Consider the following 24,238-nt stretch of genomic DNA (forward strand, 5'->3'; position numbering starts at 1 on the left):
TAAATGCATATTAATGATGTGACTCTGGTTAAGAAGTGCTCATTTTATGAATGCATTCGCGAGCGGGGCGATGTTTCAAATGAAACCTGTGTGCGGTAAGATATGAAAGTTAATACGTAACGGAGAAGACGGTGAACTCAAGGCAAAATGAAATCCTGCAGGTCGTGAATGAGCGCAAGCGCGTGCAGGTGACGGAACTTTCTGACTTGCTCGGCGTGTCAGGAGTAACCATCAGGCAGGATTTGAATGTTCTTGAGCAACAGGGCTATTTAAAACGGGTACACGGTGCCGCAATTGCACTGCAAAGTGATGACATGGATAGCCGTCTGACTGTTCGTTTTGATATAAAGCAGGCGTTGGCTAATAAAGCGGCGGATTTGGTCGCGGCTAATGAAACGGTTCTGATTGAAGGTGGAAGTGCGAATGCTTTGCTGGCGCGTACTCTGGCAGAACGTGGCGACGTGACCATTATTACGCCGTCAGCGTACATTGCGCATTTGATACGCAGTACATCGGCCAATATTATTTTGCTTGGTGGTGTTTATCAGCATCAGGGGGAAAGCCTGGTGGGGCCGTTGACCAGGTTATGTATTGAAAATATCCATTTTAGCACTGCCTTTCTGGGCATTGATGGCTATCATCAGGATACCGGATTTACCAGTCGCGATATGATGCGTGCCGATATTGCGGCGGCGATTATCGCCAAGAAACGGCGCAATATTGTTTTGACCGATTCGAGCAAGTTTGGTCAGATCTATCCGTCGGCCATCGGACCAACCAGTGCCGTCTCTGTGCTGTTGACAGACGATGCCGCCCCTGAGGGCGACATCGAGTATTTAAGCCAGAATGGTGTCTCGGTTATTCTGGGCTAGAAGTCGAAACGAAAGTTAACGTTTGGCGTCAGCAGTGACGAGCGTTCACGCGCCAGATCTTTGCGCTGCGCACGAAGCCTTTCCAGCTTCTTCGAATCGCCTTTATCTGCTGAGGAAATCTGACGATCAAGATCGGCGATTTGGTTATTCAGCTCAGTCAGCCGTTGCTGACGCTGGTATTCCAGTTTGCCGAGCTGATAGTTTTTCAGGAATTGGTCGCTATCGCATACGCCGTAGTAAGCTCGCCCTTGAGAGCCGACCACGTAACCGTTGTTGGGTGCGCAGTAAAGTCGTGTACCCTGAGAGAAACCTTTTTGCCATGCCACTTTATCCACCACAATGTTGGCTTCCTCACAATCGGAGGCGTAATCATTGACGATGTTTGGATTATTGCCGTTCTGGCCGTCCCGATATCCGGTTTGATACCAGTCTGCTGTCTGACACTCTTCCACACTAATACTTGAACAACCGGCAAGCGTGCTTACCGCAAATAGAGCCATCAGCGACGTCTTCATGCTGATCCATTCCTCTGTTGAATAATAGACTCACAGCATAATCGAACAGTGTTTAATTGTTAAGGCATTATAGAAAAATATTTTAGCTGATAAGGTGTTGGTTATACTTGGCTAATCCTTTGACGTTTCAGGAATTTAACCGGGGAAAAGCCGGTAACCAGCATGGTGCCGCCAAGCACCAGAGCGGTGCCAGCAATGGTGTTAAAGCCAACGGGTTCATCAAGGATAAGGTAGCCCCAGAAAATGCCAAAAATTGGGATCAGAAAGGTGACGGTCAAAGTGGACGTAGGGCCGATATCACGCACCAGATTAAAATACAGCAGATACGCCATGCCAGTACAAACCACACCGAGCGCAACCACGGACAGCATTTCTGTACCGGTTGGGGTCTGTTGCATCGGCACAAAGGGCAGGAGTGGCAGAACCCATAAGGTGGCTGCCCACATGCTGCCGTGGGAGTTGTCGAATGAGGACACTTGTGGCGCATTTTTGGTGTAGTTGGTTGCCAGTCCGTAGCTGGTGGCCGCCAACGTTGCGGCGATCATCGGTATCAGTTTGTCGTAACCTGAGACTGATAGATCCCAGCCAACCAGAATGGACACGCCTGTAATACCAATGAGCATTCCGAGAATTGCGGATTTGGTCAGTGGTGCCCGGTGCCACAAATAGCCGATCAGTGCCCCCCATATAGGGGCTGTGGAGTTTAATATTGATAAGGTTGATACGTTCAGCGTTTGCGCCGCGTAACCAAACAACAGGAATGGCATCGCACTGTTTATCAGGCCAAGAATCATGAAATGGCGAATATGCTGGCGAGGGGGCAAGCCTTTACGTAAATACAACGCGGCGAGTAGCAAACTTAACGCCGCAAAACCGACGCGAGCTTCAATCAGATACGCCGGGCCAAAGCTGTGAGCAGCAATACGCATAAATAAAAAGGAACCGCCCCAGATGGCCGCGAGGCCGAGAAGTTGAAAAAAACTGACTACAGACATACCTATCCTTGACTCATTTTTGCGCGCTCACTGCGACGTTATCGTATTGATTTCAATGTGAACTAAGGCGAGTGATTTATCAATCGGAATCTGGATTGCAGTTCCGGATCTGGCGAATGTCGGTTAATGCCAACGAATCTTTACAATGTAAATTCGCCATTAACACCCATGATGGTGACGATAAAAATCTCGCTCTGTGACGTACACTTAGTTAAGTTATAGTAACGGGATGTTAACTCGGGAGTTCCCGGATGAATCTGATAGTGCACATCCAGAAAGGGGTGAGAAAACAGGGTTATGAAATGGCCACTCGTCAGGCTTGGCGTTGTGGTATTAAAGCCAACCTTGTCAAACGCGTTGTTGGCGTGGTCAAAGGGCAGATCGTGTGTGTGGTGGAAGGCGTCAGAGCGGAATTGTCGACACCACTCAACAATCCGCTTCACACCGATGAGTGTCAGGGGCGTTATATTTTCATTGGTGGTATTTGTTGGGAACCCAACGACATGATTGCGCCCGGTTTCCCTGATTTTATGTTTATGCATCTGCGAAACATGGGATCGAAGCACCGCTATATGACTGACGATGAGTTGTTTTTTAATCTGGCCTAAATCGTCCTTATTGAGCATCCTCAATCGCCTGCGAAAAAAAGCCACCGTCAGGTGGCTAATTGTTAGGGGACTTATTATTCTTTTGGACAGTTTTCTGCAGACCAATTACTGCCGTCATCGGAGCATTGGTAAGTTCGGGTGCCGTTTTGGTAAAAATGCTCCTGCGTCCACAAACCACTGGAGTACCGCATAGTCAGTATCCCGGTGTAATCGTTGGTGCCGTTCTTGATGTACTGATATTTTTCACGAGACCAGCTATCAGCGCCATGAGCTTGTGTATTGCTCAGTTCCGCTGAGAGGGTATTCAACACATCAAGATCGCCTCGCTGATAGCTATCCAAACGATCTTGCAGGTTCACCAAATCCGGATATTTCGGGTTCTTTTGGTAGTAGTAGTTCCCTTTACTCAACAACATTTGATCTCGTTCATTGTCGTAAATCGCAGTGTAAAGCTGTTGGGAGTAATCGTTGCCGACATTGTTGTTCACACACTCCTGCCAGCTGTCTTCGGTGGCGTCGGTGAATGAGCGGTTGGCGATGCCATAAATGGTCAGGGCATTAGCTTGTAGTTGCTGGGCAAATGTTTCATCAATCAGGCAGCGATAAGTACCGGACGTTGTCCCCAGATACAGCCAGGCTTCTTTGCTGTAAGTTAATCCATCGACCTGTTTGGTATTGCGCTCAATTCGTTCCTTGAGTTGCAATGGATTGTCCAGATCAGCGCTCACCTGCTGCGTGATGCTGCTGAGCTTGTTGGCATAAAGAACAGTTTCTTTGCGATACCATTTGTCGACGGTTTGTTTTGCCGTGTAGTCCCAGTATTCCCAATAGTAATCCACATACGCCCGTTGTGCCGTCGGGTAGGCCAATTGCAGCTGTTTGGTTTCTTCGTATGAGCGCTTGATGGCTGGCATCAGGTTTTGCGCCAGTTGATACAGCTCGGCACTCTGACTTTTCACAAAGTCGCCATACAAGTCGCTGACGTCGATGTTGTAGCGCTGCGCAATACGCAGCTCTTGCTCTTTGATATTTTGGACAATTTGATTCTGGCTGTTAATAGCCTGTTTCAGCGCCTGACAACTGTTGAGAGACTGCTTGTGAATGTCTTGTTGAATCTGGTTCCACAATACCGTGGTTAATGGCGTAGTGGACTTGATGGTGGCGTTATCACTGATGGCTTTGACCGGCGGGTACACCAGCTGGTAAGCCTCACTGATTGGGGTGTCTGGATGGTCGGCATCAATAGCGCCAACAGGGACATTGACGACGATCGGCGCGTAGTCGACGCAGTCTGCGTTGTTCCCAGTGATAGCCAGCCGGTAATTCCCTTCCGTATCCGTGATGTTGCTCGGTTCACCGCTGTCGAGTTGGCCGTTGTAGTTCAGGTCCAAAAATGCCGTGGCGCCTTTGATGTAGCCGTCGATTGCGGTCCCGGATACGCTGCGGGTTGGGGAAGGGGCTGGTGTGCTGTTGTTGCTCCCGCCACCGCCGCCCCCACAAGCTACCAAGCTTGCAGAGACAGAAAGAAGAATCAGGTGTTGAATATTCATTATTTTATCCTGTCATCGATGGAAAACCGGGTAAGCCCACGACAGGCTTCCCGGTCAGTAGATTACTTGGCGATAGAATCCACGTGGGTAATGACCATGCCGCTGGGTACGTTGCTGAGGTTGGATAGCAACACAGGTTGGTTGTTGGCCGAATCCAGTTTGTACGCTTCGTAGTTGGAGGCGCCTAAGTAACCTTCACCAGCACTGACGTACACTGCGTTGTTGGCCGCGACAAGTGCTTTATCAAAGGTGATGACTTTGTCAGAAGTAAAAGTAAACAGGTTGTAGTTTTTTGAATCACCCGTTGATTTGTTGACCTGGCGTACTGCCAGTGTTTTACGGTTATCTGACTGGCAGATAAAGAAATCAGCGATGTCTTTCGTTGCCAGGTTTCCGTTGAAGTATGAGGCGTCGGAATCATCGTAGATGGTTTCTGTGGTGCCGCCAAACGTGACTTGACAGGTGTTGTCATTCACCGAGTAATCCGTAGTGGTAATCGGGTCAATCAGCGCTGCTGGCACTTCACGGGTGTTGATCAATTGGTCGGTACTGCTGTCGAGCTCCAAGATAAACAGCTTCGTGCTAGAGTAGTATTTGGTGTAGATAAATTCGCTGTTTGCCAGAGTTGAGTTAGCAATGGCAAGCCTCTCGACATTCTCTTTGGCGACAAAGTTATACTCTTTGTTGTCTTTCAATGAGTACAGTTTGATGTTGTAGTCTTTGACATCAGAGACCAGATAATCGGATGTTGCCTGCTGCCAGCGTGTGCTCCCTGTCGATGCGACTTTTTTCACTTCGGGTTCGCCGTTGGCACTGTTCAGGCCAAGCTGATACACGTCGCCTGTGGTTGAAATTGCCAGAGTGTAGTCTGAAAGGTTATTGGCCAGATCACCGCGAGCGAGGATTTTTTCAATCGTAAAGTCCAGTTCTTTCACGACGCCTGCCTGATTGGCAAGCGCCAGTACATTTTTCGAGGTACTTTCGTTTGAGCTGCGGTTGACGTCTACGTACTGACACGTGGATTCGCTGTATTTGGCTGGGATACCTTCAATGTTCATTAAGAAAAGCGGTTGATTCCCCAGTTTCTCCAAAGTCATCGCGTTGTCATCAGCGTAGTTTGTTTTTGCTTTTAATGACGGAGTAAACGGTGCGAGCTGACATTTCGATGCACTGTTGCTGGGTTCGGCAGACAAACTGTAGTCAATGACCTGATCCTGGCTGTCCATTAACAGACGGTAGTTGGCAGGATGAATCACGCTTTCGCCAACTTGACCCAGATTCAGGATAGCGCTGGCCTGGTAGTAGTCTTTGAAGGCCTGGGACAGGTCGTACTTTACTTCACCAGTTTGTGCTGCGGGTTTGCTGTCACTGCTGCTTCCGCCGCCACCGCCGCCACATCCACTTAACACCAGGCTCGATATTGCTAATAAGGTTATTGTCTTGTTCATTCTGAATCCTGTACTTTTTATTAAACAGTGTTTTTTATAGAACTCAGATCGTACAAATTTTATGTGGATTAAAACACGAAGGGATGATGCCGGCTCTTGCCTGTTTTTAGTGATGGTTTTGTGATTTTGTATCTACCTTGTTAATGACTTGGTATGAAAAGCCCTCTTTACATGTGAGGGAATAAAGAGGGCAGAGGGAGGGCAATAAGGCTATTCGATGGTGATGCGTTTGTGGGCGATCCCCGTATGGCAGTCGATACAGGTTTCACCACGTTTCTCCATCAACTCATGATTCAGTCTGGCTCGCTGAGGCTGCTGGCTCAGATCGAAGTTATCGCCCACGTGACAATGTCGGCAGTTTGCCGAGTCGTTCGCGACCATGTCATCCCAGACCATTTGCGCCAGTCGAGGGCGCTGTTGTTCAAAATTCTCCTTGGTGATGGTGCCAGCCAACATGTAGTAGATATCTGCAGTGGCCATGATTTTGACTTTCATTTTATCGACGAACTCGTGTGGAACATGACAGTCAGCGCAAGTCGCCAGAACGTGTTGCTCATCAATGTAATGTGGCGAGGCTTTATATTCCTGAACGATGGTGTCTATTTTTAGGTGACAACTGAAACAAAACGCATTCTGGTTTGATGCCACCATCACACCCTGAAAACCAGCTAAGCCGGTCAGCAGAACAAATATGCCCACTGGTATGCCGAGCAGCAATGGCTTCTTCAGCCAGCGCCATAATCGCTGTTTCCTGGACAACGCATCATTACGGGAGGTGTTGTTTCCCATGCTTCCTCCTCAGGAGGCAGGTAGGTCTACCTGCCGTTCCGGAGTTGTTAGTTGCTTTCATCCAGATAGCGGGCTTTAAAGGCCGCTTGCGCTTCTTTACGGGCACGCTTCACTGATTCCGGCTCCTTGCCACTGAACCATGCGTGTTCCGGGCGTTCCAGGATCTCTTCCAGCACTTTTCTTGCCCGTTTGGCGCCTTCGATATTACCAGCGTGTTCGGCTTTCTCGACGGTTTCCAAGTACTGAGGCACCATTTCGATGTAGAAACGCTCGGCGACCTCATACAGGCCATGCCATTGCACGTAGTCCGGAGCCTGCATCGCTGCGCCGTGGCGTGCGCGACGGCCTTCGTGGTGCCAGAGGTAGAACCAGGTCCATTCAATTTCTTCGTCAAATCCGGTTTCTGTCAGCATGCCTTCTTGTTGCAATGTGGCCATCAGGGCTTTCCCTGGCTTAGCGAATTTGTCGTTGTACAAATTGACCAGTGAATCGAACTGTTGATAGAAGTTATCTACCATCGACTTGGTATGGCAGGACTCACAAACGTTCTGCATATCGGCACGGCGGTCCTGCCACGATTTCGTTGCAACACCCATGGCTTTGTCTTTTGCATCAATTTTTTCCGACACAGCCGGGCGCAGTGTCCAGGAAATCCGGTTGCCGACATCGTGTGTCACAGGCAGCTCTCGCGTCGCGGACATATGGCAGGTGGCACAGGTTGGTGCGGCGTCGTAATCTTCGCCGACGATCCATTTGGCGGAGTCCATGTTCATGCGATCCACATGCGCGAAGAAGTTAATTCCGTGTTTGGACTCTTCGTAGATCTCTTTTTGTGGATGATCTGGGCCCAAATGGCATTTTCCGCACGCTTCCGGACGGCGTGCTTGTACCATGTCGAATTCGTGACGCTGGTGGCAGGCACTACAGGCACCCAGGGAGCCGTCTGGATTGATGCGTCCGATCCCGGTGTTGGGCCAGGTGGCCGGGTCGAGATCGCCGTTCTCAAGTACTTTGACCTCTGAGCCATGGCACTGCCAGCATCCATTGACCGCTGCGGGAGACGCACCATTAAAGCTCAACGATCCCTCAACCACTTCTGCAAGGAAATTATCCAGTGAGCCGATGATTTTACCTGCATTGGCATGGTGACTGGCGGAAAACTCAGAGACTTCCTGAGTATGACAACTGCCGCAGTCTTTAGGCGAGACAATTACAGCAATGTCGAAACCCTGGTGCTTAATGGCGTCAGGATCTTTCGGTGAAGCTTGGTGGCATTCGTAGCAACCTACGTTGGCACCGTAGTGCTTCGAGCGGCCCCATTGCGCGTACAAAGACGGGTTTTCGTCTTTATGACATGCAGCGCATTCTTTGCTTTCGGCGCTGAGCTGCTCAAAAGGTTTCATGACCAGCGCTTTAGGTTGCGCGGCCACATGAGAAGATAAAACCAGTGTAATCATTGCCAGAACCACCACCAACCAAAGTGTCCCGGGCCTGTTAGTCAACCGTTCAAATTCCATAATGAACCTCGTTCACAGGGATGCAGTACGTTGCTGCAAAGTTGTTTTCTATGGCGACTGCTTTACTTTCCGTTTCTATTCTATAAGTGGCATGTATAAGCCACAAAAATAGTGTGGTTAAAGTGTAACCAAGATAACGTTCTCGGAATAAAAATAACCCTAAAGGGGTAGGTGTAACGGGCGGTTAGATAAGAGAAAAGCGGGATGGTGAGGAAAAGACAACAGGGCCAGTCGGCCCTGTTGTTTAATGGTTTGTCGACTATGCGACTTTTGTCTGGCGCTCGTAATGTTCGCCGCAGAACGTGTCGTGCAAGGCACAAATACTGCTTTCGTACTTGTCGTCATCCACCACAAACTGAACGCTGACGTTACGCATAGAAGAGTGGACAGCAATTGGCGAAATACTCTGGCCTGTCAGAGCCAGGACGCCTTTGCTCAGCACCTCGTTAGTATTGATGTAGGCACCGATGACGGCGATCAGCGCAACCATAGAGCCGGTGATAGCGGCTTGTGGGAAACGTTTTTCTGCCTGATAGAGCAACTCATTGAGACTTTTGGTGTTACCACTCAGGTAGTAAGTGATCGAGTTCGCGTTCATCTCTTTGCTCACCAGTTTTACTCGAGCGTCGGAGATCATCTCCATCATGTCGTAACTGACATTGTCGACTGCTCCCACCATGCCCTGATCAAAGATATGCAGCGCAAAGACTTTGCTTTTACCGGCGATGATCTCGATCTTGTCGCTATTTGGCTTAAACTTGGTCGAAATCAGTGTGCCCGGGTGGTCCGGTTCAAAGGTATTTTTCACCCGTAACGGGATGTCTTTCTGACGCAATCCTGAGGCGGCATTCGGGTGAATAGCCTCCATTCCCAGGTTGGCCAGCTGGTCAGCAACGTCAAAGTTAGTCTGTCCCATTGGGTGAACATTTTCCGGTCCGACGATACGCGGATCTGCACTGCTCAGGTGGTATTCTTTGTGAATGATTGCCTGCTCGGCGTCCATCAGGCACGCGATCCGGCTGAACGTCATTTCACTGTAGCCACGATCATAGGTTTTCATCAGGCCCGCTTTACAATACGCATAACCCGTAACGATCGGTAACTGATTGGTGCAGTCGATGTCTTTCATCGCATCAGCGATGACTTCATCGAGATCGCCCTCGAACTGATTTTCCCAACCGGATAAATCCACAAATTTGGCGTTAATGCCAAGTGTTTTCAGTTTCAATGCCAGGTTATAGGCACTGTGAACTTCGCCAAGTGATGCCAGAAATTCACGAATCTGGGGCAAGTACTGGCGCAGGGTAAACTGGCTATACTGACAAGTATCGAGAATGTTCTCGACGCAGTTGGTCGCTTCGCTGATGCGAGCACGGATGAATTTATCCGCGCGGATACGATTCATGGGATCGGCAAACAAGTTCTCGTTGATCATCAACATACGCTGCTCAAGATCGGCCATCGACTGATGCCAGTCCTCATCCCGTTTGGCGATCATCTGGTAAACCCCAGGTTTACCGGAACGCTTACACTCCAGCAGGCCGTCGGTAATGCCGCCGTAGGCGGAAACCACGAACACACGGTTGTAGGGAGATTCTGGTTTCAGAATAATGTTGTCGATCACTGCATCGAATGCAGACATGGAGGTACCGCCGATTTTCTCTACGGTAATAGTCATCATTGAGTCCTTGGTTGTATTGTGTTCTCGTTCAAATAAAAAGGGGCTTTCGCCCCTGATAAGAGGTTATTCCACTAGTGGGTATACACCGTTTTCGTCGTGCGTTTCGGCACCGGTAATCGGCGGGTTGAAGACGCAAGCCATGACCATGTCACCACCGTCAAATGCGCGGAGGTAATGCTCATCATGCTTGTCCAGAATGTAGAGCGTACCCGGTTCGATTGGATAGGTTTTATCACCAATCACTTCAATTTCGCCACGGCCGGACATGCAGTACACCGACTCCAGGTGGTTTTTATAGTGGATGTGCGTATTGGTTCCCGCATAGATCGTCGTGATGTGAAATGAGAAACCCATTTTGTCGTCTTTCAGCAGCATGCGGACACTTTCCCAGTTGTCTGCTACTACGCGACGTTCACTGTTTTGACATTCTTCCAGGGTTCTTACGATCATCTTTTACTCCTTAAGACGCTTTACGGGTGAGTTGAGGGGCGATAGTGTCGACCGCCTGCTCAAAAATATGCAGACCCTGTTCAAGTTCCGACTCGCTGATGGTCAGCGGACAGAAGAACTTCACGACTTCGTCGTCTGGGCCGGCGGTTTCAATGATCATGCCATTTTCGAAACACTCGCGCGCAATGGCGGAAGCGATTTCACCACGGCTACACTCGATTCCTTGCATCATGCCGCGACCTTTCAGGCGGCTGAACAAGCTCGGGTATTTACGCAGTGTGCGCTGCAATGCACGGGTCACCTGCGATGCTCGCTCGGCGATGTGTTTTTCAAACTCATCATTGGTCCAGTACGTTTCGATAGTTTTCGTCGCCGTTACAAATGCATGGTTGTTGCCACGGAATGTACCGTTGTGCTCGCCGGGTAGCCAGATATCCAAATCCGGTTTCAGCAGTACCAGCGCCATCGGCAGGCCGTAACCACTGATGGATTTCGACAACGTGACGATGTCTGGTTCGATGCCCGCAGGCTCAAAGCTGAAGAAGGTACCCGTTCGGCCACAACCTGCCTGAATGTCATCGACGATCATCAGAATGTCGTGTTCTTTACAGAGTTTGTTCAGGCGCTGAAGCCATTCGTTCGAGGCTGCATTCAAGCCGCCTTCACCCTGAACGGTTTCCAGCAGCACTGCTGCCGGTTTGTCCAGACCACTTGAATTATCGTTCAACATGGTTTCAAACAGTTGCAGACCATCAATGCCGGCATAACCTTCAAAAGGCAAACGACTCATGCCCGACAGAGGCATGCCCGCACCGCCACGGTGGTGTTGGTTACCGGTAGCAGATAAAGCACCCGTGGTACAGCCGTGGAAACCGTTAGTGAAAGTCACAACGTTGGTACGCTGAGTGACCTTGCGCGCCAGTTTCAAAGCGGCCTCGACCGCATTAGTACCTGTAGGGCCAGTAAACTGCAGCTTGTAATCCAGGTTACGCGGCTTCAGGATGTATTGGGTAAACGCAGTAAGGAATTCCTCTTTGGCAGCAGAGTGCATGTCCAGACCGTGGGTCAGACCATCGCTGTCGATGTAGTCCAGAAGTACCTGCTTGAGGATGGCGTTATTGTGTCCGTAGTTCAGCGAACCGGCGCCAGCCAGAAAATCAAGATAGCGCTGGCCTTGGTTGTTGTACAACCAGCTGCCTTTCGCTGAGGTAAATACGGTTGGAAAACTGTTAGCGTATGAGCGTACATTTGACTCTTGCTGATTAAAAATATCCATTGTGGACCTTTTCTTTTCCTTTAGTGAGTTAAGAGTTTGTCAGTGGAATGCGATACAGATACTCAGTATCGTGTTTGCCTGCAAAGTGTTCGTCTTCATCAAGGAAAGTCGTGACTTTACCTTGATCGCCATTGGCCCGATCCAGTTTCTTAAACAGACCCCAGGAGCTTTGGTTGTCTTCAGTGATGGTGGTTTCTATCACCTCAACCTGCTCGACTGATTCGCGTTCCAGCAGTTGATTTAGCATTCTTAAGGCCAGGCCCTGTCCGCGATAACGCGGCGAAACAGCGACCTGCCAGATAAATAATTCTTTGTCGTTTCCTGGCTTGAGATAGCCGGAAACAAATCCGCCAATATCGCCACCTTTCTCGGCCACCACACAGGTGCGTCTGAAATGCGATGCCTGGAGGAAGTTGCAATATGCTGAGTTGACATCCAGCGGTGGGCAGGACGCAATCAACTGGTGAACTCTCTCTCCATCATGCTTGTCTGGCATGCGAAACAGCCAGGTGGGTTCTTCCTTGGTTTTAATTTCTGGGTACATTACCCAGGGTGCTGACGTGATCATTGTGTACCACATATTGTTTAAAATTCATTAGAGTTCGAATTAAATTTGCATTTAAAGGATACATAACTGATTGAGTTGATCAAGTTGTCAAAGTGACTTTAAGCGGTAATTTTGTATTAACTATTTGTTTTTAATGAATATTAAAATTTTATTTAATTTGTCATGTAATTATTAGTCATGTAATTAAAATGACATGTTTTCACAAATTTGGTGCAAGAGAGAGGATTTGAGTGGAGAAATGTGTGACGAGGAAGGCGCCGTACTTTCCTCGTTATGGAGGAGTTTAGCGGTTATGAGCGATCCACAATTTGAAGAACTCGCTGTAGCCGGTTTTCCGGATATCGATACCCTGAACCTCCACAGTGCGGTAGACTTCTTCGCGGCCGTTGAACAGCGGCAAAAAACGATAGCTCTGGTAAAGATCTTGCTCAATTGTTTCCAGCGCTGCTTGTGGATAAGAACTGGCCAGCGCCTGCTGTACCCGACGTTCGTGATCCCGGCGTTCCTCGTCGCTGTATGCGAAACGCAGCCCGGAAGAAATCAGCAGCCACTCATACAAACCAAACTCATAAGGTTGTTCAATGATCTCTTCAATGAACAGCATATCTGCCTGTTCTCTGACGGTGCTGGGGTCGCTGATGTTGTTCAGATCGAGTATCTCCAGCGTCAGACCGGTCAGACGAATGGTGTGATGCAGCCACTGAGCGATCTCCTTGAGGATGGGCAGCGTCAGCGGAGGCTGAGTTAAGACCAGTCTGCCACTCAGTTGAGGGATATCGCTGGGGGTATCTGGTGTGATTGCCGGAGAAAAATTCAGCCCGATAACGGCATTATCCGGATCGTGATGACGGCGTTGCTGATCGATAAAGGCCATCAATTGAGACAAAGTTGTTGGAGAGATATCAGCTCCGGCTCGGTAGTTGGCCGTCAGATAACTTAATGCATTGATGACAAATGATTCTTTCTCGCCCTCATGATCATTGAAGCTCAGGTATTGCTCAGCAAGATCGCCGTTACTGGAAAGCGTGATGCTTTCCAGCAGCGCCCGGCGACAGAAAAACTGATGGTGACGTTTCAGTGTCAGCTGCTCGTTATCCCAGCTGGCAATCGCAAAAGGCCCGCTGCCGACAAAAGCCGCGTGGTTCGCGGAGAAGTGGACGCTGCGTTTGCGATAGATGGAGGCATTGCTGGAGCACAGAGCATACAAAAACAAGGGATTGGGGTACGCCAGCGTCAGGGAGACCTGGCGTAAACCACTCACTTTGGCCTCTTTGACCTGTTCAAACAAGTGCTGAACCGGTCCGTCGACCTGACACAAACGTTGAATGCAATACACCACATCGTCAGCGGTGAGGTTTTGTCCGTCGTGGCAAATGACGTCGGGGCGAATCCACAGTGTGATGGTGTTCCCGGTCATCTCCCAGGTATGTGCAATGCAGGAATAAATTTCGCCGTCGTCACCCTGCCGCAATAGGGTTGCATAGATACTTTTAATGACCTGCATTTCCGCCAGCCTGTAGGTACTGACGGGGTCGAGCACATCAACCCAGGGGTATTGTGCGATCAGCAGATGATCGTCGGACTGGTTTTTGTTGCTCTGGCATTCGGTGGCGATCGACAGCGCCGTTACCGCCATGCTGCCATAGCTTTCCAGCAGCCGAGTGATCAGCGTGAAACGACCACTTTGCAGTTCGGATGTGATCAGCTCAATCAGTGCTTCGTTGACGTCACGAACAACGGTGAGTTTGCTGGTTTTTCCCCGGCCGACAGAAGGGCTCCAGTTGACCCAACCTAACTCAGAGAGCGATTTCATGATGTTGGAGATGTTACGGCGGGACGTTGAGAGCGTGGCCTCAAGATCTTCAATAACTAAATCATACGCTTTGCCCGGCTCATACCGGGCCAGGAGTTGTTGAAGTCTTCTGACGTTTGCTTCGCTCACCGTAATTCCAGAAAAGATTGTGTTATCAGGATCATAGACGAAGACATGGCGTCATGCGCATCTTCGTCATAAAGGGTTCATCCATAAACCTTATCTGTACGGATCCTTGGGACAGATTCACCAATATGATGCATGATTTATAAAACTAAAAACAGGAATATTTACAACTTTGGACTGCATTATTTTTCGCAAATTATGCGGCTGTATTCAATTTAGTGAGATTTTGCCAGGCCGAAGCCTGGCGAAGTCGTGGCTCAGGCAGGGATCAGATGGGGCTGTTTTTCCAGCCGATGCCCGATGAGCAGCATGTAAAGGCTGGCCGTGAGTACGATAGCACCAATGATCACAAAGCCAAGATCGGTGGCACCTACATCGGCAAGGAAAGCAATCAAAATGTAGCTCAGACTTTGCACCGAAGTGGCAAACATCGCCAGGCCACCATCAACCCGGCCGCGCTGCTGGATAGAGATGGTGTGGTGCATCCAGTTGGTCCGTGCGATCCGGTTGAGGGCGTTAAAGAAGCCAAACCCGAGCGTCAGCATGATGATGTAGACAGGCTGCATGAAACCGCTCATCGCTAGCAGTAACACCCCCAAAATAACCATAGAATATTGCATAATTTTCTGATGTGGAAACAGCGTCAGGATACGGGAGACCAGCAGACCGGTCATGAGTGAGCCAAGACCAAACGCAATGTTATACCCGGCCACCCAACTGCCGGAGACATTCTGTTCTGCAAACCAGATTGGCACCAGCTTACCAAGGTAAGTCAGAACCGGATACGAGAGGCACGAAACCAGCAAAAAAGCGTAGAACGTCGGCTGGCGGCGGAAAATCATTTTGCTTTCGGCCAGTTGGGCCATGAACGGTGTTTTGGTCGACTCTCGCAGTTGACGGTGATAGGGCGTGAGCACGTAACTGATGGCGGAAATGGTGGAAGCCACGGCGGCAAACAGAGCAAATTCCACCACGCCCCACATTTCCAGTAGAATGACCCCAATCGCGCCCGCGCCCAACGTGGTGCCCTGCAAGACAATTTCCTGATAGCCGGAAATGCGCGCGTACTCGTGTTTGGCGTAGTTTTCTTGAGTGAAGGCATTGTTGACATTCCAGGCCATATTACTGCTGACCCAAAACAATAACTGTGCGGCCGCCAGTAGCCAGATACTGCCTGCGTCAAACCAGTAGGCCACGAGTACGGTAAATGCGGTGGAAGACTGAATAATCTGAACCATAATCAGCAGGTTTTTACGTGAATGGCGGTCAGTCAGAGTGGAGAAAAAAGGCGTAAGGACAAACGAGACCGCAGTACAGGCGAGAGCCGTGAGGGCAACAAACGCCCCCATATTGGGTTGTTTGAGCATGATCCAGGGGAGGGCCATCATGAATAAGCCAGAACTGATGCCGTCGAAGAACCGCCCACAAAGATAGGGAAGGGTTTTGTTTTTCATTGTTATTCTCCATGGAGTATTTGAGGTCGGCTGATACTCTAATACTTAAAGTTAACTTTAGGTAAAGCCTTTTTTCTCCTTGAAGACACGCTGTGTGATGTCGAGGTGCTCTGACGGCGCGTTGTCAGAGCTCTTCCCTATGGAATGGATTGGATGTTTAAGCCTGGCTGAATCTTATCCGAAAGGTATTTTTGTCTTGCGTGCGCGGCAGCAGGGTAATGCTGGCGTTGTGCAATTGCGCGATATCTCGTGTAATCGACATGCCGAGACCGGCACCATCGCCCTTTTCCGTATTGGCGCGATAGAAGTTGTCAAACAGCTTGTCTCTGGTTTCATCGCTTAGATTGGCCCCGTTGTCCGACACCGTCACATCAATACCGTCGGCGTGTTGTTTAATCACGACATCAATCACACTGTGATCACCGGAATAGCGGATGGCGTTGTCGACCAGATTGCGGAACAAAATGCCCAGCAGCACTTCGTCCCCGTCGATGGTGACGTTGTCGCCCTCCAGACTGAGGGTTTGGTGATGACGCAATGCCAGAGGAGCTAAATCGGCGATCACGCTTTGCAGCAGCGTTTTCAGCTCACAGGGCTGTTTGTGTACATTGGTGATGCTTTCCACTTTCGCCAGCGTCAGCAACTGATGCAGCATCCGGTCAGTACGATCAATCCCTTTGAGAATGTTATCCAAATCCTGCTCTAACTGATGGCGAGTTTCACTGTTGATGGCATTTTCTGCGTTCAACCTCAGAATGGTTAACGGGGTTTTGAGTTCATGGGCGGCCATGCGGGTAAAGCGTTTCTCCCGTTGCCACGCCTGTTCCAATTGTTCCAACAACTCGTTTAAGGTATCCACCAGTGGTGACAACTCCAGAGTCTGGTTTGCCACGTAGATTCGGTCAAGTTTGTGGGCACTGCGTTGGGCGATGGCTGACCGCAGCTCTGAAATCGGTCGAAAGTTTTTGTCGATCAAAAATATCAGCAGCGCCATCAGGGCCGGGATCAGAATCAACTGAGGCAGAGCGGTGGACAAAGCGATTTCATCAATCATCTCCTGACGAATGCTGTGTTTCTCCGCAACAACCACATACTCATCCGCGGTTGCGTGCAACTGAAAGAAGCGCCACTGCTCACCTTCGATATCCCGGTTGCCAAAGCCGGCAAACGTCGGTGCTGGGCTAAGTGGGCCGACTTGCTTGTTAGAGCTCCACAGCAACCGATCGTGCTGGTAAAACTGAAACAGAATATTTTGCTCGTAGGGGTGACCGTAAGTCGTGTCTTTGTCATCGTCGGCGGCGGACAAACGCCGGATACTGTTCATCCATTGATCAAACTGATGCTGGTGGGCCTCATCAGCCAAAGTCGTGGCGGAGACCGAGGTGGTGAGTAACAGCAGTTTGGCCGTTTGACCCAGACGCGCATCGTACACTTCTTTGATTTCATGCCGGGCTGCCTGAAAGCTGTAATACAGCGACAACACCACCAACGCTAGCGCCAGCAGGATCACGGATCCGGTCAGGCGACGTTTGATTGAAAAAACAGCTTTATTTTTCAATGATGTACCCCACACCACGGATGTTTTTGATCATTTTGTCCGGCACCTTTTTACGTACGTTGTGAATGTGAACTTCGATGGCGTTATCACTGCTGCCTTCATCCCAACCGTGCAGAGATTGTTGCAGTTGCTCTTTGCTCATCACCCGACCTGCGTTGGTCATCAGGCTGGCGAGGATCTTGTATTCGTTGCGTGTCAGTTTTAGGGGAGAGTCTGCGCTTTTGATGGTTTGCTCTGATAGCGACAATGTCAGCGGACCGACCTGAATCACCTCGTTGGCACTGCCTGACTGGCGACGGATCAAGACGCGCAATCGGGCGAGCAACTCCTCCAGAGCGAAGGGTTTGCCGATGTATTCATCTGCGCCACCGTCGAGCCCTTTGACCCGATCATTGATGTCGTCTCTGGCAGTGAGGATCATCACGGGAAGATCGTATCCTGCAGTACGTATCTGGCGCAGTACCTCCAGACCGTCGATATCCGGTAGGGTCAGATCAAGGATCACTGCGGTAAATTGCTCCATTTTCAGCGTCACAGTGACGCCGCTGCCTTGCTGAACCCAGTCCACCGTGTACCCATGGCGGCTGAGCGACGTCACCATGGATTGCCCCAGCAGGGCATCATCTTCAACCAGTAACAAACGCATGTTTATTTGAGACTCTCCAGTCGTGCGGTAATCTCTTGCTGACGCCCCTGATCGGCTAACGGACGATCCGGACGCGGGGCAGCGCGCTGCGCTTTGGTCAGGTATTTGATTGCTTCCTGTTTGCGCCCGTCTTCAGCCAGAAAATCACCATAGAAATAGTTCGGATCGATACCATCGGGGTTAATTTCGAGTGCTTTTTTCAGCATGGCCTCGGCTTTGTCGTCATCGCCAAACCCGATTGGCCAGCCGGGTACTTTGTAGTATAGCGAACCTAAGCTGGTGTAGGCAGACCCATCGAGTGTTTTGGGCGCTGTATCAATGACTTGTTCGAGTAAGCGTTTTGATTCTTTCGCCAAAGATAACGCCCCTAATCCACCTTTAGCACCGGCCAGCGACGCTTTGTTAATGGCCATCCATACAGTGAGGTCAGGGTTGTTAGGCTTGAGGTTGAGTGCCTGAGAAGTGTGCATTATGGCGATCTCAAAACAGGTCTGCTGTTTGTCGCTGTCTTGCACTTCATATTGGCAATGTGCCCATTCCTGTTGAATGTTGTTCAGAGCGTTGTCGGACGCAAAGGCGTTGTTGCTCAGGGCGGGGACACTCAGTACGCCGCTGATCATTAACCATGTTTTCATGTTGTTCCCTCACTGTTTGCTGATTTGATTGATGTAATGGTGAATGGTGGATTGTTGCTTGCGAATCGCGTTGGTCACGATGCCGGGCAACACTTGATTGATGCGGGCAAACAATTTTTCCGGCCAGCCGATCCACTTGGCCGTATGCTCTTTTTCAAGCATGGCGATGACATGTGAAGCTACCACCTCCGGTGCGTCACTGTGGTTACCCAACTGCTGATTCATCTGATGGACCACGGCACTGTTCAATTCGGTGTTGGTTGCCCGGGGAGCCAGATAGAGAACCCGGACGCCAGCTCCGTCCAGCTCTCTGTCCATGGCTTCGCTGAAGCGATGCACCCCGGCTTTGGCTGCACAGTAGCTGGCGTAACCTGGATAGCCAATCGATCCGAACGTCGAACCGATGTTTAGAATAATGCCGGGGCGGCTCAGCCAAGCCAAAGCGCTCTGCGTTATCCATATCGGGGTAAGCAGATTGAGGCGGATTTCCTGCTCGATGGAGTCGCTGCTGCGCTGAGCCAGAAAGCGAAACTGATTGCTGCCGGCATTGTTGATCACGGCGCTGATACGTTGGTTGTCCCGAAGATCTTGTTGCGCTCTTTGACGCAGCGTCTCCAAGCCTTCTGCACTCGCCAGATCAGCGCTGAGGCAGTCGTGTCGCTCTGGATGAGGCAATTCTGCCTGCAACTGAGCCAGTTTTTCCGCGTTGCGGGCGACCAGCAGCAAATGAGCGCCTTTGGTGGCCAGCTTATGCGCGATCGCACGACCAATGCCGCCTGATGCCCCGGTGAGCAGGATGTGGCTGTTGTCTATCTGCATGTGCAACTCCTCATGCGACTTGCTGAACGGTCGTGGCTGACAAGTCACGCAGCATCTGGCCGTAGAGGTGAAAGACCATATTAGCGGAGTCGATGATGGCCTGTTGGTCCGCTGGATCCGTGACGTTATCCATGAGTGTTTCGAAAAAGCGGATGTGGCCTTGATCCAATTCGCTGTGTGACGTCAGGTAACTCATCGCCTCGTCGGGCAGATTGAGCGTGACTCTTACCAGCGAGGCCATCTGTCCGCCGACCCCAACACTGGTGCCTTCCAATACCCATACCATGCCAAACAGTGCCATCGGGTTGTGGCGGTCAATCTGGTGGTAGAGGTATGCGACCATCAGCTCAATGGCGGTTCCCGCTTTGCCCTCGCTGCGATTCTGTCGCACGGCCTCGGCGTCCCCACCACAGGCTCGGATGTCATTCAGGATCCATTCGTGATGGCCTTTCTCTTCATCGATGTACTCCGCTAATGCTTCTCGTACCCATTCGTGCTGAGCGTCCAGCTGGCCTCCGCATGCCATTAACAGAGGCACGGTATGTTTGACGTGATGGAACGCCTGAGTCAGAAACGCGATGTACATCTCACGGCTTATTTCTCCGCGGGCACACGCTTCAAATACGGGCGCCTGAAGCATGGTCTGTTGTGCCGGTTGGGTTTCCAGTTTTAAGGTCTGAAAGAATGAACTCATTTTCTGCTCCTGTTAGCGATTGGACTCAGCGTTAGCGAGTGTACGGATTTCAATATTTGGTTGAGGGGTTACCGGCGCCAGTTGTTTCACCCAGGCTTCAATGTGTTGTCGTTTCGGGCGTCCGTTGTCAGTAAACCAATCTGGCCGCTGGCGCAGGTCATTGACCACGATCAGACGTCCAATGCGGGCATAATCTGGCAATGTGGCATTCAGCTGAACGATTTTCTCTTCCAGTGACGGCTGTCGAGTAGTCACCGCGGTCAAACTTGCTTCGGCATCGCCGGTGACAATCAAGGTGCTGCCGGGAAGGAAGATCTGAGCCTGGGATTCAATCCATTCCGGAGAAATGTTGCGTCCGTAACTGGTGATGATTTGATTTTTCTTTCGGCCCATCAGATGTACAAAGCCGTCGGTATCAATGGCGGCTAAATCGCCGGTCGGTAGCCAGGTCTGCTGAAAGGGCTCGCCAAGGTATCCGAGTGCGATATTGCCTCGTACCAGCAGCTCTCCGCTCTTATCAACACGGATCTCGACATGCTCCAGTACCTGACCGCAACTGCCGGGTCGAAATGCATGCGGGGTATTGAGGCTGACAACAGATGCGCATTCCGACAGGCCATAACCTTCATAGGCCGGAATGGACAATTGATGCGCAGTTTGCATCAGTTCAGGGGCCACCCGGGCTCCGCCGACCGCCACAAATCGTAGTGGCTTAGCCAGGACAGGTTGTGCCTGAATGATATGGATCAGCGCCATCAGCAGTGCGGGCGTTAACACTAAGCTGGCCGGCTGGTACCTAGCCAGCGCTGACGCCAGGGCAGTGGCATCGAACTGACTGGAACCGGTCAGTCCCACATGAGGACCACAGAAAATCGTACTGGTCACGCCAGCAAGCAGAGGCACGTATATGCCAGTGATGTTTTCCAACAAGGTGGAAAGGGGCAGTAGCACCAAGTGTGTTTTGTGGTGCGCGTCCATCTTTGCGGCCAGCGCTGTCGTGACGTTTGTCAGGTTAGTATTGCTCAGGCACACCCCTTTAGGAGCGCCGGTGGAGCCGGAAGTAAACGTGATTTTGCTGGTGCCGGCGAGGCGTTCGGCGTGAACTGCGAACGGATTACGCCGCACCGACAGATGACTGAGTTCCTCAATCTCGTCTCCCTGACCTGGCCAGTCACCAATCAGCAGGTCAGCACCGGATGCCAGTAAGGTATGCTGGGTTTGCGTGTCGGAGAAAAACGTCGGTACGGGCACGATGGCAATACCCGCTTGCATGGCTGCCAGATCCACCACGACCCAGTCAAGGCTGTTTTCAGCGCGTAGCGCGATGCACTGAGGTGCCAAACGACGCAGTTGTTCGGCTACCCAATCGACTTGCTCAGCCAGCTGTTGGTAAGTCAGAGAGTGCGGGTTCTGCTGTGCGTCGTGGCCAAAAAAGGCCAGTTTTTCTGGAGTCTGACGGGCATGATGAGCCAGCGCATTGAGAATAGCGTTCATATCAGCCTCCGATGACTTTGTTGGTCAAACCCTGACGCTGGGCGCGCAGTAGCGTTAACCCTTGTTGCAGGTTGCCCGCCAGAATGCGTGGTTGATGCTGGTAATAGGTTCCCCATATGGTTCCTGCTTGTGGAATGCGGCTTGGGTCGGCTTCGGCTATCACTTGCGGACGCAAACCTAAGCGCCGCATCAGCGCGTGCAATGGGTCGGTAGCGGTGAAAATGCACCATTCAAACCCTAGCTCGACTAAGGTTTCTGTCATCAGCAAAAAGTGCAGTGGCGAAATGCCATTGGTAAACGACGCCAACTGACCAAACTCAATCAACTGTGTCCTTTGGATATGGGTGTTAAAGGTGTGGCTCAACAGCACATCAGCCTGTTCATCCAGATATTGTTCCAGAAACAGCGGCTCATTGTGTGCCATGCGAAAGCCGCACAGAGATTTAATTTCGTTGTCCATCATCAGTGCCATGAAAGCCGGCATAAATGAGCACAGTCTGGCATCAAAGGCTTGCTGATAACGACGAGTGATTTGCTGTGTGACCTCTGGCCACAGCGCATGATGGTGATCCACGATTTCCAGATTGAGTGATGAAGCGGAACAGTCGTCTCTCATTCGTGTGCCCTCGTATTTGGTGAGTAATATCAAGTTAACGGGCGAAACTTAAGAAAGACTTAAGGAACAGAATTTAAATGCCAAATTAATTTATCTGACTGAAAATAAAGATAAATTTAATATGAGACTGGAATGGATAGGGTGGTTATCCTCAGACCGGGAAGGGCGTAGCGCATGGGCGGTCGACAAAAAATAACTAAAAAGAAATGAAATTATGTATTTATGCGTTTTGTTGAGCATCCCTGTTGGCATTACTTGATTACGATGAGCGAAAAAAACATCGTACGTAGAGAGTCAATGATGCCAAATACCAAAAAAACAGCAGCCCGATTTGTCGCGGCTTATTATCCGCCGGTAGAGACACCCCAGTCTAAATGTCTGCCAACCAGGGAGACGGTCAGAGAAAAACCTCAGCCGAGTGCTCGCTTTCAGTGCGTACTGAGAATCTATACCGCTGAGGATGAACTGAGTCAGTACAGTGTAGGGCGAGGTCAGTGGAAACTGCTGACGAATACAAAAGGGGTTGCGCCTTTGGCCAACTGGGAAGTGAGCTCACAAGACGACGGGACCACGTTACTGACCGCGTCTTGCCATAAAGAAGCCAGTCGCAGGTTAGTGTATGAGTGGATTCGAGGGGCGGGTTATGGCAAACAGTATGAGGTCATGACCCGCCCCAAAGGCTCGTCTGACATCAATGCACAGTTTGTTCCCGTTAAACTGGCTTTGCTTCGTGACGGTGTCGCAGGCTGGCCAACGCAAGGCTACTTCTATCATTTTATTGATGGAGCGCTGCAGGCTGAATGCCAGATTGCAGGCGAAGGTCGCTGGAGCTATCAGTTGCTCTGTTCGGACGAACGCGGGCTGGATGAGCGTCCGCTGTTCGAGCGCCATCTTTCGCATTTTTTGCTGCCCTATCGAATCGAGAACCATTCGCCGGGTGAGCAGTATTTACTGTATCGCCGTGAACGACTTTCCACTGAAGAGTGGGCCAGCCTCTCATCTTCATGGTTGGCTCAGCATGGACTTCGCCTGAATATGGACGCTGTCATTGCCGCGTTCAATGGCCCGTTGACGACAGAAGTTCGACAAGAAGATATTCCGCCAAGTGGTCACTTGCGAGTTGGCCATGTGTATCCGTTTGGAGATGTCTGGGGCCAATATCGCCATCCAGAACTGGCTCCTGAGCTGGTGCACATTCAGACGGATTCTTCTGTGAACCAACGTATGCCTGTCGTGATGGTGGGAGAATGGGACGGAGAGGGGTACAGCACCGGTGAGCAGGTTTCGATGACACAATTGACCGGACGAGGGCCGTTTTACCTCAAAACGCCACGCGCACCACGAGCGAAGTTTTGGTTTTCGCGGATTGATCAAAGGGCAGAGTTTAGCGCGGAAAAAGCCTCTGAGCGTCTCAGTGACAGCGACCAACGGGATGTACTGGAGTGCAGTGATGGCACACAGATGACGTCGTTCAACAAATCAATGAACGCTTGGGTGACTCATTTCTGGGATGACAATCCACTGCCCGAAGAGCTGGATGTGCTTGTGTTGCACAATGGTTATACCGGAGCGGCAGGCGTACGCATTGACCTGGATGAACTGGATCCGGGCCAGCAAATACTTGTGACGGGTGGAACATTGAGTGGCTGCACCATGGTCACGGGTGTCAAAGGGCGGCAGTTTTACGCCTTGCATGCCGGGACAGCGATCTCTCCCAATGAGTGGAAAACAGGTCAGCACGGAGTGCGCGACAATTATGCACTGCTTAAATTGATGATGCCTGAGAACGATCTGACGGCACCGCCTGAGTGGGATAATGATGGTATGCCAGCATTACTGGATTGTTTTTCTCAGGCAACCATGGCCTACAGCGGAAAGCCGGAAGCCAAAATGCAGCGTGCGGACGCGCGTTGTTTTAATTATTATCGGCCGGAAATTCTCTACAGTGTTTGTTGCTCGTTCTCACTGATCAAAAAGGACCGCCACGGTAACGTCAGTGTTGAGACGTTAACCGAACTGGGCGAGATCAGTCAGGACAGTTCTGCAGAGAATAAGAGTGTTTCTAATTTTGTTTATGAGGCGCGTGACACTCGGGTGAAAGTATTACTTTGAGT

The 24,238-nt window shown here is 50.6% G+C and carries 22 protein-coding genes; 3 read left to right on the forward strand and 19 right to left on the reverse strand.

Translation table 11 applies throughout. The features are described from left to right. Positions 1 to 131 precede the first annotated feature (131 nt). A complete protein-coding gene (locus tag VPR01S_RS14555; RefSeq protein WP_021706113.1) occupies positions 132 to 872 on the forward strand; it encodes a DeoR/GlpR family DNA-binding transcription regulator in 741 nt (246 codons plus the stop codon). Here VPR01S_RS14555 and VPR01S_RS14560 read toward each other — a convergent pair. Both VPR01S_RS14560 and VPR01S_RS14565 read right to left on the reverse strand, forming a co-directional pair. Then, on the reverse strand, positions 869 to 1,387 hold the full coding sequence (locus tag VPR01S_RS14560; protein ID WP_021706114.1) for a DUF2799 domain-containing protein: 519 nt from the start codon (positions 1,385 to 1,387) through the stop codon (positions 869 to 871). The genes VPR01S_RS14555 and VPR01S_RS14560 overlap by 4 nt on opposite strands. A 101-nt stretch (positions 1,388 to 1,488) precedes the next feature. After that, entirely contained in the window at positions 1,489 to 2,382 is an 894-nt protein-coding gene (locus VPR01S_RS14565) for a DMT family transporter (protein WP_021706115.1), read from the reverse strand. Positions 2,383 to 2,633: 251 nt separating this feature from the next. Between VPR01S_RS14565 and VPR01S_RS14570 the strand changes: the two genes are divergently transcribed. After that, a complete protein-coding gene (locus VPR01S_RS14570; RefSeq protein ID WP_021706116.1) occupies positions 2,634 to 2,990 on the forward strand; it encodes a hypothetical protein in 357 nt (118 codons plus the stop codon). Positions 2,991 to 3,064: 74 nt separating this feature from the next. On the opposite strand, the gene VPR01S_RS14575 is transcribed toward VPR01S_RS14570, so the two are convergent. The 17 genes from VPR01S_RS14575 to VPR01S_RS14655 form a co-directional block, all read right to left on the reverse strand. Further along, positions 3,065 to 4,540, reverse strand: a complete 1,476-nt coding sequence (locus VPR01S_RS14575) for a hypothetical protein (RefSeq protein ID WP_021706117.1) — start codon at positions 4,538 to 4,540, stop codon at positions 3,065 to 3,067. A gap of 62 nt (positions 4,541 to 4,602) precedes the next feature. Next, positions 4,603 to 5,988 carry a hypothetical protein gene (locus tag VPR01S_RS14580; RefSeq protein ID WP_021706118.1) on the reverse strand — a complete coding sequence of 462 codons (1,386 nt, stop codon included), beginning with the start codon at positions 5,986 to 5,988 and terminating at the stop codon, positions 4,603 to 4,605. 210 nt (positions 5,989 to 6,198) lie between these two features. Continuing rightward, the gene (locus VPR01S_RS14585) at positions 6,199 to 6,777 is read right to left on the reverse strand and encodes a NapC/NirT family cytochrome c (RefSeq protein ID WP_021706119.1); all 579 of its coding nucleotides are present in this window, start codon (positions 6,775 to 6,777) and stop codon (positions 6,199 to 6,201) included. A 47-nt stretch (positions 6,778 to 6,824) separates the two neighbouring features. After that, positions 6,825 to 8,294: a multiheme c-type cytochrome gene (locus VPR01S_RS14590; protein WP_021706120.1), complete on the reverse strand. Its 1,470-nt coding sequence runs from the start codon at positions 8,292 to 8,294 to the stop codon at positions 6,825 to 6,827. A gap of 259 nt (positions 8,295 to 8,553) precedes the next feature. Then, complete coding sequence (locus tag VPR01S_RS14595) at positions 8,554 to 9,972, reverse strand: aspartate kinase (RefSeq protein WP_021706121.1); 1,419 nt, start codon at positions 9,970 to 9,972, stop codon at positions 8,554 to 8,556. A gap of 66 nt (positions 9,973 to 10,038) precedes the next feature. Further along, positions 10,039 to 10,425 (reverse strand): ectoine synthase, encoded by a 387-nt coding sequence (locus VPR01S_RS14600; RefSeq protein WP_021706122.1) that lies wholly within the window; start codon positions 10,423 to 10,425, stop codon positions 10,039 to 10,041. Positions 10,426 to 10,435: 10 nt separating this feature from the next. Continuing rightward, a complete protein-coding gene (ectB, locus tag VPR01S_RS14605; RefSeq protein ID WP_021706123.1) occupies positions 10,436 to 11,701 on the reverse strand; it encodes a diaminobutyrate--2-oxoglutarate transaminase in 1,266 nt (421 codons plus the stop codon). A 28-nt stretch (positions 11,702 to 11,729) separates the two neighbouring features. Next, a complete protein-coding gene (gene ectA, locus VPR01S_RS14610; protein WP_021706124.1) occupies positions 11,730 to 12,281 on the reverse strand; it encodes a diaminobutyrate acetyltransferase in 552 nt (183 codons plus the stop codon). Between the two features lie 271 nt (positions 12,282 to 12,552). After that, positions 12,553 to 14,211 carry an ABC transporter substrate-binding protein gene (locus tag VPR01S_RS14615; RefSeq protein WP_021706125.1) on the reverse strand — a complete coding sequence of 553 codons (1,659 nt, stop codon included), beginning with the start codon at positions 14,209 to 14,211 and terminating at the stop codon, positions 12,553 to 12,555. Between the two features lie 254 nt (positions 14,212 to 14,465). After that, positions 14,466 to 15,662, reverse strand: a complete 1,197-nt coding sequence (locus VPR01S_RS14620) for an MFS transporter (RefSeq protein ID WP_021706126.1) — start codon at positions 15,660 to 15,662, stop codon at positions 14,466 to 14,468. Positions 15,663 to 15,819: 157 nt separating this feature from the next. Next, positions 15,820 to 17,220, reverse strand: a complete 1,401-nt coding sequence (locus VPR01S_RS14625; RefSeq protein ID WP_040902814.1) for an ATP-binding protein — start codon at positions 17,218 to 17,220, stop codon at positions 15,820 to 15,822. Continuing rightward, entirely contained in the window at positions 17,210 to 17,866 is a 657-nt protein-coding gene (locus VPR01S_RS14630; RefSeq protein WP_021706128.1) for a response regulator, read from the reverse strand. Before VPR01S_RS14630 ends, VPR01S_RS14625 begins: the two co-directional genes overlap by 11 nt. A 2-nt stretch (positions 17,867 to 17,868) precedes the next feature. Continuing rightward, positions 17,869 to 18,501, reverse strand: coding sequence for a tetratricopeptide repeat protein (locus VPR01S_RS14635; RefSeq protein WP_021706129.1), 633 nt, complete (start codon positions 18,499 to 18,501; stop codon positions 17,869 to 17,871). 9 nt (positions 18,502 to 18,510) lie between these two features. Beyond that, positions 18,511 to 19,320, reverse strand: a complete 810-nt coding sequence (locus VPR01S_RS14640; protein ID WP_021706130.1) for an SDR family oxidoreductase — start codon at positions 19,318 to 19,320, stop codon at positions 18,511 to 18,513. Positions 19,321 to 19,330: 10 nt separating this feature from the next. Beyond that, a complete protein-coding gene (locus VPR01S_RS23070) occupies positions 19,331 to 20,014 on the reverse strand; it encodes an iron-containing redox enzyme family protein (RefSeq protein ID WP_021706131.1) in 684 nt (227 codons plus the stop codon). 12 nt (positions 20,015 to 20,026) lie between these two features. After that, positions 20,027 to 21,508 carry an AMP-binding protein gene (locus VPR01S_RS14650; protein WP_021706132.1) on the reverse strand — a complete coding sequence of 494 codons (1,482 nt, stop codon included), beginning with the start codon at positions 21,506 to 21,508 and terminating at the stop codon, positions 20,027 to 20,029. 1 nt (position 21,509) lies between these two features. Then, positions 21,510 to 22,124: a thermostable hemolysin gene (locus VPR01S_RS14655; RefSeq protein WP_021706133.1), complete on the reverse strand. Its 615-nt coding sequence runs from the start codon at positions 22,122 to 22,124 to the stop codon at positions 21,510 to 21,512. Positions 22,125 to 22,424: 300 nt separating this feature from the next. Here VPR01S_RS14655 and VPR01S_RS14660 point away from each other — a divergent pair, with 300 nt between their 5' ends. After that, positions 22,425 to 24,236, forward strand: a complete 1,812-nt coding sequence (locus tag VPR01S_RS14660) for a cytotoxic necrotizing factor Rho-activating domain-containing protein (RefSeq protein ID WP_021706134.1) — start codon at positions 22,425 to 22,427, stop codon at positions 24,234 to 24,236. Positions 24,237 to 24,238 lie beyond the last annotated feature (2 nt).

Source organism: Vibrio proteolyticus NBRC 13287 (assembly GCF_000467125.1).
In the GTDB taxonomy this organism is placed as follows: domain Bacteria; phylum Pseudomonadota; class Gammaproteobacteria; order Enterobacterales; family Vibrionaceae; genus Vibrio; species Vibrio proteolyticus.